The 14,924-nt window shown below is 56.0% G+C and carries 8 protein-coding genes and 2 pseudogenes; 2 read left to right on the forward strand and 8 right to left on the reverse strand.

Annotated features, from left to right (window positions below; genetic code table 11):
- Window positions 1–73: 73 nt before the first annotated feature.
- Window positions 74–505, forward strand: a pseudogene (locus ACQUTD_RS17735) (DUF488 domain-containing protein).
- 745 nt (window positions 506–1,250) lie between these two features.
- Here the strand turns inward: ACQUTD_RS17735 and ACQUTD_RS17740 are convergent.
- Window positions 1,251–2,371, reverse strand: a protein-coding gene (locus tag ACQUTD_RS17740; RefSeq protein WP_088222278.1) for an IS3 family transposase whose coding sequence is annotated in 2 segments (ribosomal slippage) — window positions 1,251–2,113 and window positions 2,113–2,371 — 1,122 coding nt in all. Because the reading frame shifts where the segments join, the coding sequence is not laid out codon by codon here.
- Between the two features lie 223 nt (window positions 2,372–2,594).
- Here ACQUTD_RS17740 and ACQUTD_RS17745 point away from each other — a divergent pair.
- On the forward strand, window positions 2,595–3,590 hold the full coding sequence (locus ACQUTD_RS17745; protein WP_212817371.1) for a tyrosine-type recombinase/integrase: 996 nt from the start codon (window positions 2,595–2,597) through the stop codon (window positions 3,588–3,590).
- Window positions 3,591–3,644: 54 nt separating this feature from the next.
- Here the strand turns inward: ACQUTD_RS17745 and ACQUTD_RS17750 are convergent, their stop codons facing one another.
- From ACQUTD_RS17750 to ACQUTD_RS17780, 7 genes and pseudogenes are all read right to left on the reverse strand, one after another.
- Window positions 3,645–3,899, reverse strand: coding sequence for a hypothetical protein (locus ACQUTD_RS17750; protein WP_140419640.1), 255 nt, complete (start codon window positions 3,897–3,899; stop codon window positions 3,645–3,647).
- Between the two features lie 50 nt (window positions 3,900–3,949).
- The gene (locus tag ACQUTD_RS17755; protein ID WP_088222280.1) at window positions 3,950–4,735 is read right to left on the reverse strand and encodes a thioredoxin domain-containing protein; all 786 of its coding nucleotides are present in this window, start codon (window positions 4,733–4,735) and stop codon (window positions 3,950–3,952) included.
- Window positions 4,736–4,750: 15 nt separating this feature from the next.
- Window positions 4,751–10,243 (reverse strand): conjugative transfer relaxase/helicase TraI, encoded by a 5,493-nt coding sequence (gene traI / locus ACQUTD_RS17760; RefSeq protein WP_473277389.1) that lies wholly within the window; start codon window positions 10,241–10,243, stop codon window positions 4,751–4,753.
- Window positions 10,240–12,735 carry a type IV conjugative transfer system coupling protein TraD gene (gene traD / locus ACQUTD_RS17765; RefSeq protein WP_473277390.1) on the reverse strand — a complete coding sequence of 832 codons (2,496 nt, stop codon included), beginning with the start codon at window positions 12,733–12,735 and terminating at the stop codon, window positions 10,240–10,242. The genes traI and traD overlap by 4 nt, the downstream gene beginning before the upstream one ends.
- 147 nt (window positions 12,736–12,882) lie before the next feature.
- Entirely contained in the window at window positions 12,883–13,233 is a 351-nt protein-coding gene (locus ACQUTD_RS17770; protein WP_473277391.1) for a hypothetical protein, read from the reverse strand.
- A gap of 235 nt (window positions 13,234–13,468) precedes the next feature.
- Window positions 13,469–14,200, reverse strand: a pseudogene (gene traT, locus ACQUTD_RS17775) (complement resistance protein TraT).
- Between the two features lie 145 nt (window positions 14,201–14,345).
- A complete protein-coding gene (locus tag ACQUTD_RS17780) occupies window positions 14,346–14,918 on the reverse strand; it encodes a hypothetical protein (protein ID WP_473277392.1) in 573 nt (190 codons plus the stop codon).
- Window positions 14,919–14,924: the final 6 nt, after the last annotated feature.

Genomic DNA, 14,924 nt, shown 5'->3' on the forward strand with positions numbered 1-14,924 from the left:
AAATAGTGTGCCGGGATCATGATTTTCATACGGCGCTTATTAACACTGTTGTGAACAGGTAAAAGATAATCTGATGAGAATATTCACCATTGGCTTCACACAATCTTCTGCGGAACACTTTTTTACCCGACTAAAAAACTCAGGAGCGAAACGTATTATGGATGTTCGCCTCACTAATCGCTCTCAGCTGGCTGGTTTCGCAAAACGGGACGATCTGAAATACTTCGCCCGTACATTGTGTGGAATGGATTATGAACACTAGCCTGATCTTGCCCCGACACGGGAAATGTTTGAGCAGTATAAATTAAACAATGGATGCTGCGACACCTATGCGGCTGATTTTATCAATTTGATAACACAAAGACAGATTGAACATCTCATCAAAAAGCAATTTTCTGATGCATGTTTACTATGCAGTGAACATAAGCCTCATCACTGCTACAGAAGACTTGTTGCAGAATATCTGGCAGGAAAATGGTCTGATGTCAGTATCATCCATTTATAGTAATGCTCGCACTTACGTATCTGTTTTTTTTTAACTATTTGGGGTTCAATAAAAAGAAGTGACCCGCCGGCGCGCTCAGGTCTACCGTGTCGCCTTCACTGACGACATTATGGAGGGTTGATGAGACATAACTATAACTAGGATCCTGTCCTTCCGCATGCGTATCTTCGCGTTTCACGGAAATATACAGGTAACCGGCCCCGGGCATGCCGGATAAGCTATAGCCCAGTTCAGGGACAAAGACACGGAGCGCCACGTACTGTTCCGATCGGTAATCAGGCAGGGCCTGTCCGGCTTCGACCGTCAGATAAAAAGACGTGAACTCCTCGCTTTCTTTTATTTTTTTGCTGACGTTAAAAGCGCGTCAGCCCAGCCAGCGGCCGGGCGTGGTACGGCGCTCATCATAAAGCCTTTTCTCGGATCCGATAAATATGTTGTCCAGATGCTGGTACGCGACAAATAGGCACCGATGAGTGAGTTATTCATCGGGACGGAAAGCACTTTGCTAATGGAATGGAGTAAATTGTCACCGACAATACTGTAGTTCGCGGCCTTAATATTCAGGCTCACATGTTTGTGGCAAATCAGCTCAATGACCGGAGCCAGAGTAACGCGCCACTGCCCATATTAAAGTCTTCCTGTAAATCAGGATTATTCCGTAACATCCTTTTATATAAGTAATCCCTTAACGCAATGCCATTTTCCTTCAGTACCGGTGACCTGCCCCCAGGATTAGATACAACCTTCAGTTAGTAATGTCGGTTGGTTTTTCTTCGTATTTCCCGTTTCGCCAGTCCGCTGCAAATTCAGCCGGAGTCTGGTAGTTCGGCGATGAATGTGGACGACACTCGTTATAATCCTGCCGCCAGTCATTAATCGTTTTCCTGGCGTGAACTATATCGCTGAACCAGTGCTCATTGAGGCACTCATCCCTGAATCGTCCGTTAAAACTTTCAATAAATCCGTTCTGTGTTGGCTTGCCCGGCTGGATAAGCCGCAGCTCCACCCCATGCTCATAAGCCCACTGGTCAAGTGCTCTGCAGGTAAACTCCGGCCCCTGGTCCGTTCTTATCGTCGCCGGATAGCCGCGAAACAGTGCAATGCTGTCCAGAATTCGCGTGACCTGAACGCCTGAAATCCCGAATGCGGCGGTAATCGTCAGACACTCCTTCGTGAAGTCGTCCACGCAGGTCAGGCACTTGATCCTGCGACCGGTGGCCAGCGCGTCCATGACAAAATCCATCGACCAGGTCAGGTTGGGCGCCTCCGGGCGGAGCAGCGGCAGACGTTCTGTTGCCAGCCCTTTACGACGTCGTCTGCGTTTTACGCCCAGCCCGTTAAGGTGGTAAAGGCGGTACACGCGCTTGTGATTAACATGAAGGCCTTCACGGCGCAGTAACTGCCAGATGCGTCGGTAGCCAAAACGCCTGCGCTCCAGTGCCAGCTCAGTGATACGCCCTGATAAATGCGCATCAGCAGCCGGTCGCTGAGCCTCATAGCGGCAGGTCGACAGGGACAAACCTGTAAGCCTGCAGGCACGACGTTGCGACAGACCGGTCGCATCACACATCAACACCACAGCTTCCCGCTTCTGGTCTGTCGTCAGTACTTTCGCCCCAGAGCCACCTGAAGCGCCTCCTTATCCAGCATGGCTTCAGCGAGCAGCTTCTTGAGGCGGGCGTTCTCTTCCTCAAGCGACTTCAGGCGCTTAACCTCGGGCACCTCCATACCGCCATACTTCTTACGCCAGGTGTAAAAGGTGGCGTCGGAAATGGCGTGCTTGCGGCAGAGCTCACGGGCAGAAACCCCGGCTTCGGCCTCTCGGAGAATACTGATGATCTGTTCTTCGGAAAAACGCTTCTTCATGGGGATGTCCTCATGTGGCTTATGAAGACATTACTAACATCGCGGTGTATTAATCAACGGGGAGCAGGTCAGCAGGTCACTATTACTAACCTATATCTCTATTACCCTACTTATTAAAATGTACCTTTGAAAAAGTAAAGCTTACGTTGTACGCTTGTCGGCATCATCTGGACGAGTTTTTCACACAGCGCGTCAGGGACTCTTTACGACGGAAAAGGCATACATGCAGCAAGATGACGGCCACAGTCTGATACCCCTGGTGTCGGGACATTCATTTTCCGGTGAAAGCCGTACCGGGCTGATCACCAGTGACAACGTCACTCCAGTGAATCCGGCTCAGGCGTACCTTTTGTCGCTTAATTCGCTGCGCAGCCGGCAGACCATGGCTTCCTTCCTGGATATTGTGGCCCGTATGCTCGGTGCCAGCTCACTGACGGACTGCAGCTGGGGATCGCTGCGCCGGCACCATATCATCGGTCTGCTGGAACTGCTGCGTGACGCTGGCCGGGCCGTGGCCACAGTTAACACGTACCTTTCGGCATTAAAGGGGGTTGCACGGGAAGCCTGGATGCTCAGGCTGATGGATGTGGAAAGTTACCAGCATATTCTCGCTGTTCGTCAGGTTCGCGGGAGTGTACTGCCGCGTGGCCGGGCCCTGAGACGGGAGGAGATCCGGGCGCTTTTTGATGTCTGCGCCAGTGACAGGGGCAGCGCAGGTCTGCGTGACGCCGCCCTGCTGGGCATCATTCTCGGTTGCGGTCTGCGCCGCTCGGAAGCCGTAGCCCTGAGCTATGAGGATCTGCTGCCTGCGGAGCGTGCCATGAGGGTACTCGGGAAAGGTAATAAGGAACGGCTGGCTTATGTACCGGAAGGGGCCTGGCAGCGACTCTATCTCTGGACAGACCAGGTACGTGGCGAATCACCCGGTGCGCTTTTCACCCGGATACGGCGGCATGACGATGTGACGAGCGATCGCCTGACTGACCAGGCGGTATATCATATCCTTCAGGTGCGTCAGCATCAGGCAGGCATTGATAAGTGCGCGCCGCATGACCTGAGAAGGACTTTTGCCACTGCCATGCTGGAAAATGGGGAGGATCTGATCACGGTCAAGGACGCGATGGGTCATGCCAGCGTAACCACAACCCAGAAATATGACCGGCGGGGAGAGGAGCGTCTGCGCAGGGCGCGTGACAAATTAAATCTGGATCAGCTGTAAATGCAGCTGATAATGAGGTCATTATAGAAAAAGCCGCCCGAAGGCGGCTGGTCATTATTTGCGCGGTTTACCCGCATCCGAGCGTTTCTCTCGAACTCTTCCATCATTGTTACGATCGCGGGGCTGTGTGCCTCCGCCTGGTTTAGGAACGACTACGCCAGGATTGAGTGGTCTTCTGTCCGCCATGCTTCCAATTCCTAACTGAATGGCAAAAGTGCCAATTCTTTTGATACGCCTGGTATCGTAATTTTTCAATGTGCCTGTAAAGGTAAGTTGCGCGCCATCAACTAAATTCCGCTTTTCACTCATAGCCAACATCTTGTTTTGTGAATCTGTCCATATAGTGTCAAGAATGAACGCTATTGTCTGGCTTTTGCAATTGCAGCCTGCAGCTGCGCCGCTGTTGCCATGCCGGGGAATACCGTAATGCGGTCAGGCGTCGCATTTTTTACCGGCATGACGATGATGCCGGGCGTTCCGGTCAGGTCCAGTGCCTGAGCCAGCGCATCTGTCCTGACCAGAACATCATGATGATCACCTGCGGATTGCACCTTCACCCCCGCAGACGCTGTAACGGCAGTAATATCCGCAGCCGTCAGCTTCCCTTCATTGTGACCGGTGCGGTACAGCCCGTTGTGATAGACCATGTAGGCTTTGCTGCCGTGCTCTTTCCATATGCTGATCCCCTGCAACGCAGCATTTTCTGATGCCGGCCATTTCTGAGCAAAGATGGGCCATTCCTTAAATATAAAACGCACATCCGGGCTGGCCCCCATAATCTGCTCTATCACCGGTGCCTGCTGCGTGCAGATGATGCACTGGTAATCAAAGAACTCAACGACCGCAACAGCTGCGTCGTCAGGCCCCGTTGAAGGTGTATCCGGATCGTTAAGCAGTTCGCCCTGGTGTTCCATAACCTTGATGGCGAAGCGCAGCTGCGCGCGGGCATGCTGTTGCTGCTGAAGCTTCTGGCTGACCTGCACCAGTATTTCCGGGTGAGCCAGCAGGTACTCGCCTGCGATCTGTCCTATCCGGGCTTCCTGTTCTGCTGTGAACGGAGCCGGCGGGGTCGCAGACAGCGTGTTTTCCGAAAATAAAATGCATGTTGTAACTAGTAAGGACAGAACTTTGTGCCTTAAAACCATGTGGATATTCTCCTGTTAACGTTCTTTCTGGATCGTGCGGGTATGGGCGTATTCTTCATGCTCGATAGCACGGCCCCGTTCACCTTCGACAGGCTGGCGTACCATATCCCGTTCGGCGGCCGCCAGGTCATTCACCACCTTCGAGGCACTGGCACGTTCAGCAGCTGCCCGTTCCGGTGCCGTGCCGTTCTCGCCGCGCGTCATCCCGGCAGGGATCCGCGCCTCCGTGCCGCCGGTCAGGTCATGTGCGAGTTTGCGCAGCGTGCTGCTGTCCGGCGTGAACAGCGGATTTGTGTCCGCCTGCGGCAGGTCTGCCGGCAGGATAATGCTTTCTTCGGCGGGCAGCGTGACAGACTCTGGTTTATAAACGGCATGCTGCAGCTTCTCTGGGTCCACAACCGCGCCGGCTCTTTCCTGTTCCGCCGCCCTGCGCAGCGCCTCTGCGGCCCGAAGCACAGACAGCTGATCCGCCTCACGCTGCGGATTGTCCCGTGTGACGGGCAGCGTGATGTCCGTTGAGAGGCCTGACACCGCTCTGATGCGGGCTGCATCCTCCTCCTGATGTACCCCCCGGCTGACTTTCATCAGGTGCGCAGAGGGTTTTTCCTCACCGGTCTGCCACACCACCCCGTCTTTCGGATGCTCACGCACGGCCATCAGGGCGTCGCTGAGATGCCTGACAACATGGGTGTTACCGGTCTGACTGCGCTGGAGTACGGCCGCGCTGGCACCTTCCGTGGCCACCATGCGTATATCACCCTGGGTCATCCGCCCTTCAGGGCTGGCAACCAGAGAGATCAGGGCCAGTCCGGCCCCTTTGCCATTGTTGTCATAAAGCGGTAATGCCAGCGCCGGCTCCGGAAAACGCCGGGTGGCCGGGATGATTCTGGCCGTCAGGCTGTGTTCAGCCATTGACTGATGGCGTGCCCAGGCCCGTCCGATGGCGGTTTTTGTGACCGGCTGCCCCATCGCCCAGATGGCTTTAGCCTGCTGGCGCTGTGTCTCAGGCTGCAGGGCATCATGCGCGGTTTTCACCTCCTTTTCGGGTTGTTTCATGGCGGCCACCCATTTGCTCCTTTCGTCGGTGTAGATCTGCACATGCTCTTTTGCACGGGAGGCAGAAATGTAGAAAGCCCGCTGTGATGCGAGGTACTTACGCCCGCCCTCCGTGCCTTCCAGCGCGATCACGTACTCGCTGCTTGCCCCCTGTGCGCCGTAGCCCGTCACCGCCCAGGCATAATCGATATGCTGCTCTGCACGCACCTGCGCGGGATTGATGACCTTCGTTCCGGCCGCGCCCTTCATGACAATGTCACCGTTATCGTTCACGGACTGTACGGTAAACCGCTGATTACCGGTCTGGCCACGTTCCCGGTCGGTGGCGGTAAAGCGAAGCTCATCGCCGGCGTTTACCGTCATCGTGCTGCGGGTAAACAGCTCCACGTCGCCGGTAATAAGCTCGCGGGGGGACACCATACCGAGTCTGCCGTCCTCATCCCTGACCGTGACCAGTGAGCCGTTTTTGTCCACGGCAACCACATCCTGATACCGGTCGCCCCGTTTCACCACCATGCCGGCCTGCCACGCAGCTGTTTTATTAAACTCATGACGGGTGTGGGAAATCTTTTCCAGCACCGGGACGGTGATGCTTTTCTCTCCCAGTTCCCCGCGCTCTGCTAACACCGCATGGATGCCGGCATTCACGGCCTGCCGGTCGGCGTTAAGTTGGGTGATGATTAACGTATTCTGCCGGGCCTGCGGGGTGCGCTCTGTCCAGTCGCGGACAATGTCGCCCACGGCATCCTCTGTGGTGACAATACCGGAATCGGGAAGCGTGGCCCCGGCCATACGCGGGATTTTACCGGCCGGCTGCGCCTCAATACGCCTGAGTGCAGCATCTATACGGTTATCAATGATGTCGTGTACCGCCCCTTTCAGCTGGACATCTTTCTGACGGACGATCTCCTTCATAATGGCCACATCCATCGGGCTGCGCTCCTGCACCAGTTTAAAGGGCGCGCCGGCGTCCACTGCCTCAAACTGGGCAATATCCCCCATCGAGACAGCGCGCCCGCCGCCGGCCTGAATCGCAAGGTACGCGGCAGCGGTATCCTGGTTGCCGATCATGGAGGATTCATCGATAAGAAAGACGCGTTCGCGGTAGTCAGGTTTCTGGCCGGCGTTAACCTGCTGGTCATGCTCTACCAGAAAAGACTTCACCGTCTGCGCCGGCATTCCCGTGTCCTTCAGCTCTTTTACAGCCTGATGCGTGGGCGCAAGTCCGCTCAGTACCGGCCGCCCGTCAGCGGGCAGGCTGTCAATGGCGGCTTTCACCGCTTTCACCTGGGTGGTCTTGCCGACCCCCGCATAACCCTGAATACCGATAAACTGATCGGTGGTGCCCAGCACCATTCGGGCTGCGGCTTTCTGACCGGCCGTCAGACCGTCCAGCAGACGCGGATCAACCTGTTCCAGCAGCGGCTCCTGGGTGTTTTTACCCGCATCGATCACCCGGATAATGGCTTTTTCCATCTCCCAGGTGGCACGGGCGACCAGGGCAGGCTCTCCCCGGACCGACACCGGCAGCAGATCGCCCTGCCGGACCATCGTGCTGATATGCTCCCCCACTGCACCGATGTCCGGATGATACTCTGCCGCCTTCGCAAGCAGCGTCAGTTCGCTGAACGTCACCCCACGCTGGTCATTGATGGCGCGCCAGACCGCCAGCCCTGCCTCACTTTTCACCCCGTCATGCAGGGCACTGATCGCGCCACTGACGTCGTCCTTCCCGCTGAGCTGGCGAACGAGCTGCACCGGAGAACTGCTGGTATTCATACGCTGCAGGCGGGTTTCCGCCCTGTCCTGCGTTTCAGCCGTAAACACTTCGGCCCGTGTGCCGGACTGCGCCAGCGAATTCATGGTGCGGGCAGAAATATCCCGTGAATTGAGCGCGGCCAGTACCACCCCGGTGTCGTTATCCCGCCCGCCCGGCGCGGCCACATAAGCATGTTTCACATAAAGAGGCCGATCTGCCGGCAGTGTCAGGCTCAGGCCATCCCGTTCAACCTGAATACCACCGGCGCTGAACCCCGTGACCTGCAGCCGGTCTTTCGCTTTCAGACCCGCGTCTTTGTCACCGGCGACGGCGATCAGCTGCTCGCCGGTGCTGATACTGATGTTCTCACTCTCATACAGCCGCCAGTCAGCGGTCAGTTCAGACGTTTTCATACGTGACAGTACGCCGTCGCTGTCAATGAGCGACAGCACGCGGGTGTCTTCGTGGATACGGTCAATAACGTAATGCCGCGTGGTCTTCGCGTCACTGCGGTCTTCAAGCACCTGGCCGGCGCGGTACGTGCCGGGCATACGCCGTGTTTTATTATCCACCCAGACCGGCGTCCGCGCTTCCACCGTGACACCGTCACGCTCAAGCTGTCCGGCATTCTGCAGTGCATCCCGGATAAGCCCCGTCAGGTGCTTCTGCTCCCGCTGTCCCAGCACGACGGCCGTGACCGGCTCACTGCCGGCGCTGAGTTCAGCAAACCGGCTGGCCAGCGCAGCATAACGGTCACGTTTGTCGGCAATGCTGACCACTTCCGTCTCAAGGCCCGGCGCAGGTTCTGTTCGTCGGCTACGCGTCACGCCGGCGGATTCCAGTACCGACATGGCATTTCCGTTTGCCTGCCGCCCTGCGCTGTCGAGGAAAACGAGCTGTGCATCTTTTTCACGCGCCTCCCCCAGCAGAACCAGCGTTTCTTTCAGGCCCAGACGCTCGGCACCTTCAATAATAAGCGTGCCCTGCGGCTTCAGGCTGAATTCGCCGCTCAGTACATGAGAACGACTGATAAGGCGATCGCGCAGCGTATCGGACTTTGCGAGAGATGAGGCCCGCTCCGCCGAACTGGCCAGAACCGTCACCTCACGCCCGTGGGCGGTGGAAATATCTGTCAGCTGTGCGGTCAGCTCCCGGATCCCGGCCACGCCGGTCGGGGCATTCATCAGCACCAGAGGCGATTTCTCCACGACCTCAAGCGCACGCGGCGCATATTGTTCCGGCCTGGCAAAGCTCACCACCTTCCCGTCTTTCAGCCGCTCCTGGCTCAGTGCCTGGATGGACAGCTCATCAAGGAGATGAATGCGCGAGGTGAACACGCCCTTTTCACTGTCGAGCGGGACGATCATGCCGTCCTTCAGGGAGGCATCGATGGCCATTTTGACCTCGGCCACGTCCGGCAGCTGGTCGCTGAATTCGGTGGTCGTCAGCATCAGCTCACCCCAGGTAAAACGGGTTTTGTCGTTACTTAAATGAGAAATGGCCTGCCGCACGGCGTCGGATACCTCCGCCCTGATGTGCGGCTTTTCAGGCCCGGCTTTAGCCCCCTGTGCAACAGGTGACACGGCGTGTGTTCCGGCCTGCATCACCGGCGGGGTGGATGTGACGGGGCGGGACGGTTCTTCACGCGCCATATCACGTTCAGTGACTTTCCCCGCTTCGGGTATACGGTCCCGCGCAGGGACCTTTTCAGGTGTGCTGTCTGGCTGTGACCGTGTCTGAACGTCTGCCGTCGACGGGATTTGTGCCGGGGGACGCGCCGTGTCGCTTTCAGCTGGCGTCACGCTGTCCATGTAGCCTTTCAGATCGAAGCCTTTCTCCTTCATCTGTGCCTGCCAGCGCTCCATCAGCCTGATACGGGACGGGTCAACTTTCGCACGTCGGGTGTCTTTTGCCGCCACATCCCGGCTTCGCAGGGTGGCATCAGCCCCGACCGCACCCCGCACCTCGCGCCCCCGCGAGGAGTATTCCTCCACAACTTCATCCGGGATGGCTTTAATCTCCCACATCCCGTGTTTGCCGACCTCTTTCACTTCGTGACCGAGAGCCTCTACCCCCTGACGCAGATCAGCACGGTAGATTTTTCCGAGCGTGACCTGCATCTTCATGACAGTTTCGATAAAGCCGGCATTGTGAATGTAGTCGGTGGCCAGTGCTCTCCATTTCCCCTCGTACTCCGTCATGTTGGCGACAAGCAGATGGGTGTGAATCAGCGGGTCGAGGTTACGAGAGGTATCATGTGTGAACGCGGCCGCCACCATCTTGCCGGTGTGTACAATAGACGTAACACCGTCTTTGGTATGGCGTGCAGAGATTAGCTTTTCCACATACCCGGCGGCCACCTGCACCGCGTGGTTGTGCGCATCAATCATGCGTTTATCGCCGCCAATGAGCGCCAGAATGGAAACGCTTTTCGGGGCGGAAAACGTCAGGTCATGCCCCGGCCGGTGGACATGATTACCGTTAATTTCTTTCCCCAGTCGTCCGCCGTCCGGCAGACGGCCTTCAAGCACCGCCGTCAGCGCGTCACTCCGGACCGGTCCGTCGAGGCCCAGCTCCCTGGCACCTTCACCCAGCCAGTGGCTCTGCAGATTGCCGAGGAAATAGTAATTATCAGAATGGCTGTAATAGCCGGCGGCAGTGCCTGCCGAGGCTACGGGGGCGACTGACATCATAGGTCACGTTCTCCGTCGTCGTAATTAAGGTCGTACTCGCTGTAACCCGGATCGTCCGGATGGCGGTGCAGCAGAATGTTTTCTTCGTCCTGTGCCAAGCTTTTGCTGGCGCGGTGGTCAGCGGGGTGGTCGTCACCAGGCTCATGCGAACCGGCGGTGGAAAGCTCAAGGCCACCCTCCGCCAGCTCACTGACGTGCATATCGAGGCTCATCGACTCCCCGCCCCCGGAAACGTCCTCGTCACCCTCATTACTGGCTGCGCTGGCGGCCTGTTGCCTGAATTTTCGTAAAACCGCGAGGGCTGGCGTGACGCTTGAAAGATCGTCCTGGCCAGCTGTCTCATGAGTGGAAACAGAAGGCTGCGATACAGCTGGGGCAGTGATTTCTCTTTCAGGAGTGTCGGGCTTTTTGTGAACATTAAGAGGCTTCAGGACAACGACGTTATCCCTGATATTGCTCTGGTCCGGGGCAGTTTCAGGAACAGGTGCAGCCTCTGACACAGGGATGGCAGATAAGGGTTTGGCTGACGCTGTTGCCTCAGCTTTTGCCGCTTCAGGCCTTGCAGGTTTGCTTTCTGCTTTAACCTGCACCGGCTTCGGGGCAACAGGAGGCGCGGTGTCGGTAGCGGCGCTGTTACTTTCCATCACTTCATCCCCGGTCGGGAAGCTGAGGCCTGCCGCACTGGCCGCCCGCTCGTTCTCCTGGATGACTTTTTCCAGCTCCGGACTCAGTACATCGCGGATATTCCGCTCAATAAGGCCCGCGTTACGTTTCACCAGTTTCTTGTATTTCAGGCCCAGTCTGACCACGGGATATTCCCCCGGCAGACGCACGTAAAAATTCAGGTTCGGCAGGCGCATAATCTGCTCGTAATCGACAATCGGGTTGTTCACCTTGTCCTTACCGAGCGAGATACCGTCACGCACCGTATCCAGGCCATAGGAGTTCTGCTCCCGGATTTCGCGCCTGCGCTGATTACCCAGCTCTTTCTGCACAATTTCTGCCATTTCGGCACTGGGGGAACGGCCGTACATGCGTGTGTTGAGCAGGTCAAACATGCTTTTTGCCAGCTCGCGGCCATACGCGTGAACCAGCTGCGCCATGTTCTGTACGCCGATCACAAAGCAGCCGCCAAATTTTCGCCCTTCGGCCAGAGTTTCGTTGAATTCAGGAATGCGCTGCAGGCTGGGAAGTTCGTCAAAAATAAACCACACGCGCCGGTCGCTGTTCTCGCCCATGCTCTGCAGCATCAGGGTGGCCAGTGATACCCACAGCGAAATCAGCGGCCTGACGCTTTTCCGGTGCCGGGCCTGCGTGGAGATAAATAACCAGCTGTTATCGTATTTCTCCGTGGTCATCCATTCCCGGATGGTGAACGGCGGTTTGACACCGTCATCGAGGCCCTGCAGATAACGCAGCGCTTTGGCGTAGTTGGTGACAACGGAACGGATCGAGATGGCCGTTTTCTCGATTTTTTCCTCAACGAGGTTGGCGGCCGGCGTGTTCGCCAGATATTCGCGCAGGCTCTGCATGCTGAGTGACAGCAGGGTTTTCAGGAATTTTTCGATACTGCGATCGGGGTCGGCGGACATGCGGATGGCAAGGTCGGCATAGATGGTGCGCGAGCTGGACACCCAGAACGGATCAGAATCCCCTTCAACCGGGATAAGACTGGCCGCCATGTTGTCGTAATCGACGGCATCCACACACTCGCCCCACATCTGCCAGTTAGCGCAGCGATCGTCATGGGCGTTCAGGATAATGTCAGTCCGGGGATCGTAGTGGGTTTCGGTAAACGTACAGCCCGAATCGTAAATAATGGCCCGGTCGCCGCGCTTACGAATGTAATCGAGCAGCCAGCGAATAATCGTCGATTTCCCCACGCCAATGGTGCCGTGAATGAGATAATTCATCACCTCGGCGCGCTGTACCATATGCAGCTCCCCGACGCGTAAATCGGACAGCTCACCGTTCTGGCGCAGCAACCGGTTCACGTCAGCAGGTTTATCCGTCAGCTGCATCCCGGAGATATACTGATCTTCGCTCTCCTGCTTACCGATACGCGAGATATACCAGGATATGGCGGCGAACACCCCGGTGCAAAATATGCCACTGGCCAGCGCTGCCCACTGCAGCTGCTCCAGCACCTGCGTCCCCATCGCATTCATGTACGGATCGCCATAAATCTGCACAAGGGTCATTTTGAGGACATAATTTGTCTGCGTCGGTGCGTGGTAATAATGGACATCGTAAAACCGCCCGGCACCGGCCGGCATGAGGTCGATAAAGCTCTGGTTCAGGTTAGCGAACCAGTAAAGTGCCCCGTTATCCAGCATCTCCTGCGGTGTGCGCCACAGAAACAGAGAGGAGGCGATCAGAACGAACAGGATAAGTACCCAGAAACCGATCCAGTTGTTGACCTGAATAAACATGCGCCAGCGGTAGGCGGTCATCTGGCCGCCCTGAGTAAGGTTCTTGCCTGCAAAGCTCATAGGAAATTTTCCGGCAGTCATCGCGCCACCTGAGCCGGTAGCGTGAGGAAGTTAATAATCAGGCACCCGCCGCAGACCTGCGGCAGGCAGCACATTCAGTACGGGGGCAGAACAGAAGGGGCGTGCAAAGGTTGCTGTCCCGGCACGTTATTCCGGCAGATCGCCCTGTATCAGGGAAAGCTCGAATTCCGCCTGCCTGACACCGGTCTGCCACTCTTTGTAATCCAGTTCAGCAGCCATACGGCAGATGGACATCACCACATCAGCACAGGCTGCTGACACGTCAGAATCAGCCTCTGATCCCCACCAGGTAAATCTGTAGCCGGCCCACCACGAGGCCAGGGCATGGCTCTGGTTGTCGACAGAGGGGCCAAAAATACGAAACATCGCCAGGGCTTCCACCAGATCGCTTTCCAGTAAAATCAGCGACCAGAGGGTGTCTGATCGGGTGGTATCTGGTTTGTTGTCCTGAGTAAAATAGTTGTCAGCAGTGTGCATAAGCATTTTTCCGGCAGTCATCGCGCCGCCTGAACAGGCAGCGTGAGGAAGTTAATAATCAGGCGCTCGCCGCAGACAGGGCTGCGCCATGCGCAGTCATGCGAGGAAGCGAAATTTCACGGGAGTAACATTACGCACATACGCACCGGATCCGGGCTTATTCCCGGAGGGGTTATGCTTTAAGAAGGGTAAGGCAAAGAATGCCGGCGACAGCGTGCTGCCATCGCCGGGGGGATCACATAATACCGGCGATGGACTTCGCCAGCTGGGCTTCAAGTTCAGGTTTAGCTTCTTCGAATTTGAGGTTGACCTTGTTGGCGTTGGACACCACGCGGGTCTGGTATTTCTGGCGGTTGCCTTCTTAAGAGCTGGTCTGGATTTTTGCGCCTGACGTGCCCTGCTTCAGTACGGCGACGTTGTCGGTGGTCACGGTGGCTTTGCTGCGCTCAGAAATCTGCAGATCGGTCACCATTGCGTAGTTCACGTCTTCGACCATTGCATCAGCGGCCATGCCGATTAAGCCGGTGGCAAGGCCCACGCCCAGTGTCGCGCCGGCTGAACTGGAGTTGTAGGCGGTGATCCCCGCGCCCAGTGCGCCACCCAGTGCAGCACCTTCATAACCCGTGCTCAGGAAGCCCTGTGCCTGACGCAGATCCATTTTATCGGCTTTAAGCACGTTGGCCTGCACCCAGTAATAGGCAGTGTCCGGGGACGAACTGACTTTATAACCTTTCGCCGTCAAATCACGGTTAATTAATGCTTCCAGCCCGGACATATCTTTATCGGAGGTATTACGGACCTGAATATAAACGGTCTTCTCAGATGACGGTTCAAGCCAGATGGTCTGACTCATTTGCGTTTTGACATCGAGGTTACGTTTTTTAACTGCTGTTGACATTGCGCCGCAGCCGGAAAGGGTGAAAACAGAGAGTACGATGCCAGCAACGGCAATATTTTTTAATTTCATTGAAGTTATCCTGTATGTGCCAAAGCGTCCCGGTTAATGACAGACCATTAACCAGACTCTTATCGGCAGGAGAGAAGTTTTCTTTAAGGGAAATTATAAAGCCCCGCTGGTTTAGCGGGGCTTTATTGATTTGAATCAAGCGGAGTTAGATCTTTCTGGCAAGCGATACCATTTTCTTCATTAACGGCGCGATACCGTAACGGGTCATCTCTGCGCTCAGGATGCCCTGCATAATGATGAAAGACAACAACAGTAAAAAAGGTGAAGCGACTATTAATTCGCGGTAAAAGCAAACAGCGACTGCAAGCATAATATTACAGAGGATGAAGAACAGGCCCACTTTCTTAACAAGCTTTTTCATGTTTCTGATGATAAGGGATTGCCCCCTGACATCTTCCGGCACAGTCAGGTAAAACAAAGCCGGACCATACATGCCGGCCCCGATCGCTAAACCAAACGCTACTGTTAGACCCATGGCTGCAAATCCAAAGCTGTAACCACGGAAAATACTGACCGGATCACCCCAGGCATCATAACCAAGTGGATAAGATATAATTACCCAGATAAAAGCTGATAAATAAGCTAATAAACACAGACCAGGCCAGAACATCGCTACTCTCATGGCCGCAATGGGGGCGACCAAAGGCCTGTTTTTATCAGACAGACTGTCCGTTATCATTTTAATGTCGTTGCCGACATCATTTTGCGTAATCACCATATGTCT

This window comes from Enterobacter sp. K510, from assembly GCF_055804875.1.

What these genes read in the sequence shown, in the direction of transcription:
- ACQUTD_RS17745 (WP_212817371.1), top strand. Translation starts at nt 2,595, where the DNA reads ATGCAGCAAGATGACGGCCACAGTCTGATACCCCTGGTGTCGGGACAT.
- ACQUTD_RS17750 (WP_140419640.1), bottom strand. Translation starts at nt 3,899, where the DNA reads ATGAGTGAAAAGCGGAATTTAGTTGATGGCGCGCAACTTACCTTTACA.
- ACQUTD_RS17755 (WP_088222280.1), bottom strand. Translation starts at nt 4,735, where the DNA reads ATGGTTTTAAGGCACAAAGTTCTGTCCTTACTAGTTACAACATGCATT.
- traI (WP_473277389.1), bottom strand. Translation starts at nt 10,243, where the DNA reads ATGATGTCAGTCGCCCCCGTAGCCTCGGCAGGCACTGCCGCCGGCTAT.
- traD (WP_473277390.1), bottom strand. Translation starts at nt 12,735, where the DNA reads ATGAGCTTTGCAGGCAAGAACCTTACTCAGGGCGGCCAGATGACCGCC.
- ACQUTD_RS17770 (WP_473277391.1), bottom strand. Translation starts at nt 13,233, where the DNA reads ATGCACACTGCTGACAACTATTTTACTCAGGACAACAAACCAGATACC.
- ACQUTD_RS17780 (WP_473277392.1), bottom strand. Translation starts at nt 14,918, where the DNA reads ATGGTGATTACGCAAAATGATGTCGGCAACGACATTAAAATGATAACG.